This is a genomic window from Streptomyces sp. C (assembly GCF_000158895.1).
GTDB classification, from domain to species: domain Bacteria; phylum Actinomycetota; class Actinomycetes; order Streptomycetales; family Streptomycetaceae; genus Streptomyces; species Streptomyces racemochromogenes.
In genome coordinates, this window is sequence record NZ_GG657750.1 from 1,226,168 (window position 1) to 1,230,607 (window position 4,440).

Consider the following 4,440-nt stretch of genomic DNA (forward strand, 5'->3'; position numbering starts at 1 on the left):
GGACCCGGGCGCGGTGCCGGAGCCGGATGCGGACCCGGGCGCGGTCCGGGGCTGGGGGTCGCCTCCCGGCAGGGACGAGGGTGCGGGTGCGGGGTGCTGCGGGGTCACAGGGTCAGCTCCGAGCGGCGGCGGGGGCTCAGGCGGTCGCGCCAGGCGCCCGCGAGGCCGGCGATGGCCAGGGTGGGGACGATCAGCAGCAGGCCGGGGAAGAGGGTGGGCCACCAGTCGCCGGCGAGCAGCGAGCCGCGGCCGGCCTGGACGAGGGTGCCCAGGCTGGCCTGGTGGGCGGGCAGGCCGAGGCCGAGGAAGGACAGCGCGGACTCGTGCCACATGGCGTGCGGGATCATCAGCACCGCCGCCAGTCCGGCCTGCGGGAGCACGCCGGGGACCAGGTGGCGGACGGTGACCCGCCATCGGGAGGCACCGCCGGAGACGGCCGCGTCCACGTAGGGGCGGCCGCGGAGCGAGAGCACCTCGGCGCGCACGATGCGGGCGGTGGAGAGCCAGTGGGTGAGCGCGACCGACACCACGACGGGCCAGATGCCCGGCCGGAACAGGGCCACGACGAAGATCCCGAGCAGCAGGTGCGGGATGGCGGAGAGGGCGTCGACGGCCCGCATCAGGAGCCGGTCGGTGCGGCCGCCGAGGGCTCCGGCGGCGGCGCCGACGGCGGTGCCGAGGACGGTGGCGACGAGCGCCGCGACCACGCCGACCAGCAGGGAGACGCGCAGTCCGTGGACGCAGCGCAGCAGCAGGTCGCGGCCGAGGTCGTCGGTGCCGAAGGGGTGCTGCCAGGAGGGCGGCAGCAGCTTCGCGGAGAGGTCCACGGCCTGCTGGTCGAACCGGACCAGCGCGGGTACCAGCAGGACGGCGAGGACGAGGAGGGCGGTGACGGCGGCCGCGGTGCGCACGCGCAGGGCGCGGGTGGAGCTGCGGTCCGGGCCGTGCCGGCGCCAGGCGGTGTCAGCCATCGAAGCCCACCCTCGGGTCGGCCAGCCCGTACAGCAGGTCGGACAGCAGGTTGCCGGCGAGTACGGCGGCGGTGGCCAGGACGGTGAGCGCGGCCAGCAGCGGGAAGTCCACGGAGGTGGCGGCGGTGACGGTGGCGGCGGCGACGCCGGGCCAGCTGAAGACGGTCTCGACGAGCAGGGCGCCGGTGATCAGCTCCGGGACGCGGGAGCCGATGAGGGTGAGCATGGGCAGCATGCCGGAGCGCAGCCCGTGGCCCAGCAGGACCCGCCGCTCGGACAGGCCCCGCGCGCGGGCGCCGCGTACGGGGTCTTCGGCCAGGGCGTCGGCGACGCCCTGGCGTACGTAGAGGAAGAACCAGGGGAACTGGGAGACGCCGAGGACCAGTGCGGGCAGCACCAGGTGGGAGGCGACCCCCGCGAGGGTGACGGTGTCGTCGGCGGCGACGGGAGCCCGCCCGAGGGCAGTGCGCCGAGCCGTACCGAGAAGAACCAGACGGCGAGCAGCCCGAGCCAGAAGGCGGGGGCCGCCTCCAGGGTGTAGGCGAGGCCGGACGCGGCCCGGTCCAGGGCCCCGCCCTGGCGGCGGGCGGCGAGCAGCCCGAGCAGCGTGCCCAGCAGGACGGCCACGGCGAAGGCGGACCCGGCGAGGAGCGCGGACCAGCCCACGCGTTCGGCGATGACGTCGGCGACGGGCTGGCGCATCACGGCGGAGTCGCCGAGGTCGCCGGTGAGCGCGGAGGTGAGCCAGTCCCACCACCGGGCGGGGAAGGGCCGGTCGACGCCGAGGTTGGCGCGCAGCTGGTCGAGTTCGGCCTGGGAGGCGGTGAGTCCGGCGGTGCCGGCGTAGGCCTTGACGGGGTCGAAGGGGGACAGTGCGGCGACGGCGAAGACCCCGAAGGTGACGGCGAGGAGGACGGGGACGGCGGACAGGGTCCGCCGTCCCGCCATCCGCGCCATCGGCCCCCAGGGCGGGAGGCCGGGGCGGCGTCCCGGACGGTTGCGGCCCGGACGGCTGCTCTCCGAACGGCTGCGCCCCGGACGGTGTCCTCTTAATTCTCCCTCTGCTTCGGCTTCCAGCTCTCGACGTTGCACCAGGGGCCGGAGCCGAGGCCGTGGTCGTGCGGCTCGACCTGGGTGGAGGGGCCCTCCCACTTGTCGTTCACCACGTAGAGGTGGTCGATGTGGGTGAGGAACACGTAGCCCGGGTTCTGGACGAGTTCGCGCTGCACGGTGTCGTAGGCGGCCTTGCGGGCGGCCGGGTCGCCGCTGGTGCGGCCGTCGGCCACGGCGCGGTCGACGGCCGGGTTGGCGTACTGGGCCATGTTGTTGAAGCCGTCGCCCGCGAGGGAGGAGGTCAGCAGCTGGTACTGGTCGAAGTCGGGGTCGGCCGGGGAGCCGCCGCCGGCGAGGACGGCGTCGGTCTTCATCCGGGGCTCGATGACCTCCCAGGTCCCGGCCTCGGTCTTGACCTCGATGCCGGCCTTCTTCGCGTCGGAGGCGAAGGCCAGCGCGTGGTCCTGGCGGATCTTGTCGCCGGAGGTGTACCAGAGGGGGAACGAGGCGCGGACCCCGTCCTTGGCGCGGATGCCGTCGCCGCCGGGCTTCCAGCCGGCCTCGTCGAGGATCTGCTTGGCCCGTTCGAGGTCGTACGGGCGCTCCGTGCCCGGGGTGAACCAGCGGCTGTCGGTGGGCACGGGCCCGTAGGCGGCCTTGCCCGCGTCGTCGAGGAGCTTGTCGACCATGGCCTGCCGGTCGACGGCGATGTCCAGCGCCCGGCGCACGGCCACGTCACCGGTGACGGGGTGGTGCGTCGGGAGGGTCACGTTGCGGTAGTCGAAGGTCTTGGCGGCGAAGGTCTTGCGCGCCTTGTCCTGCGCGAAGCCCCGGGCGAGGTTCGGGGGCAGGATGGCGGCGTCCAGCTCCCCGGCGCGCAGCCGGGTGGCGCGGACGTCGTCGTCCTTGACGACGGCCATGGTGAACTTCTTCACGGCGGGCTCGCCGCCCCAGTAGCGGGGGTTGGCCCGGAAGCTGATCTTCTCGCCCTTGGACCAGCCGGTCAGCAGGTACGGGGCCGGTACCGACGGGGCTTCGTGGTGAACTCGCCGCTGTTGACGTCCTGGCGGCCCGCGACGTGCTCGGGGGCGATGGGCAGTACGGTCCGCTCGGCGAACGGGGCGTAGGGGTACTTGAGGGTGAAGACCACCGTGTCGGCGCCCTGCGCGGTGACGCTCTCGACGGCGTCCAGCTCGGTCTTGGAGGCGTTGTTGGTCTTCGGGTCGAGGATGGTCCGGTAGGTGAACTCGACGTCCTTGGCGGTGAAGGGCTCCCCGTCGCTGAACTCCACGCCCCGGCGCAGCTTGTACGTGTACGTGCGGCCGTCGGCGGAGACCTCGGGCAGGGCCTCGGCGAGCGCGGGCTTCAGCTTCATGTCCGCGTCGTGGGTGAGCAGCCCGTCGAAGATCTTGGAGTTGCCGTCCTTGCCGTAGCCGAGCAGCGGACTGAGGCTTTCCGGCTCGGTCGCGATGCCGACCACCGCGGAGTCCGCCGGCGAGGCGGCTCCCGATGGGTTCGAGCAGGCCGCCAGGCCCGTGATGAGCGCGGTGGCGAGCGTCGCGCCGGCTGCTCCCCGTACTGTCCGGGCCGTCATGCTGCACACATCCCTGTTCAAAACCATCCGTTATTGCAAAGAGATCGCAATAATGCCAGACGAGAGCAGATGAAGACGAACCCGCCCAGAGCGGCACCCCCGGCCGCGGCCGACGGCCGCGGGGTCTTGTGGGCCCGCCCCGGCCGTGCCATATATGTCTAGACCAATAACGGACCCATGCCGGAAGGGGCATCCCGTGCGCGGCACCACCTCCCCGAGCCGCGCCGGGGCGGCGGCGCTCGCCCTCGGCCTGGCCGCCGCCCTGGCCGCGTGCGGCGCGGACGGCGACACCCGGCCCCCGCCGGCCCCCAGCGGGCTCACCGCGCAGGCGGGCAGCGCCACTTCGGTCCACGTGATGTGGCGCACGCCCGCCACCGCGGACGGGGTCAGCGGCTACCAGGTGTTCCAGGGAGGCCAGTTGGTCCGGGAACTCCCCGCCGACAAGACCATGACCGACATCACCGGCCTCGCCCCGGGGACGGCGTACACCTTCACCGTCCGCGCCAAGGACGCCGCAGGGAACCGCTCCCCGCTCAGCGCCCCCGCCGGGGTGACCACCCCGGCGGCCAGGGCGGAGGACCACCGGGCCCCCACCGCCCCGCCCACCGCCACCGGCCGCGCCGAGGGACCCCACGAGGCCCGGCTGAGCTGGGGCGCGGCGACCGACGACACCGGCGTGAGCGCGTACGACCTCTACCATGCCGGGGTGCGCGTCCACACCGCCCCCGGCACGGGACGGGTCCGCCACCGTCACCGGGTTTTTTTTTTGCACCGCCTACGTGTTCACCGTCCGCGCCCGCGACGGCTCCGACAACTCCTCCC

General features: G+C 74.0%; 2 protein-coding genes and 2 pseudogenes. 1 reads left to right on the forward strand and 3 read right to left on the reverse strand.

Translation table 11 applies throughout. The features are described from left to right. Positions 1-104 precede the first annotated feature (104 nt). From SSNG_RS05285 to SSNG_RS05295, 3 genes and pseudogenes are all read right to left on the reverse strand, one after another. On the reverse strand, positions 105-971 hold the full coding sequence (locus SSNG_RS05285) for an ABC transporter permease (RefSeq protein WP_007262765.1): 867 nt from the start codon (positions 969-971) through the stop codon (positions 105-107). Next, a pseudogene (locus SSNG_RS05290) lies at positions 964-1,928 on the reverse strand (ABC transporter permease). The gene SSNG_RS05285 and the pseudogene SSNG_RS05290 overlap by 8 nt, the downstream one beginning before the upstream one ends. Positions 1,929-2,020: 92 nt before the next feature. Further along, positions 2,021-3,618: pseudogene (locus tag SSNG_RS05295) on the reverse strand (ABC transporter substrate-binding protein). Positions 3,619-3,814: 196 nt separating this feature from the next. On the opposite strand from SSNG_RS05295, the gene SSNG_RS05300 reads away from it, so the two are divergent. Further along, a partial coding sequence (locus SSNG_RS05300) for a fibronectin type III domain-containing protein (protein WP_165364974.1) occupies positions 3,815-4,440 on the forward strand: 626 nt, incomplete at its 3' end.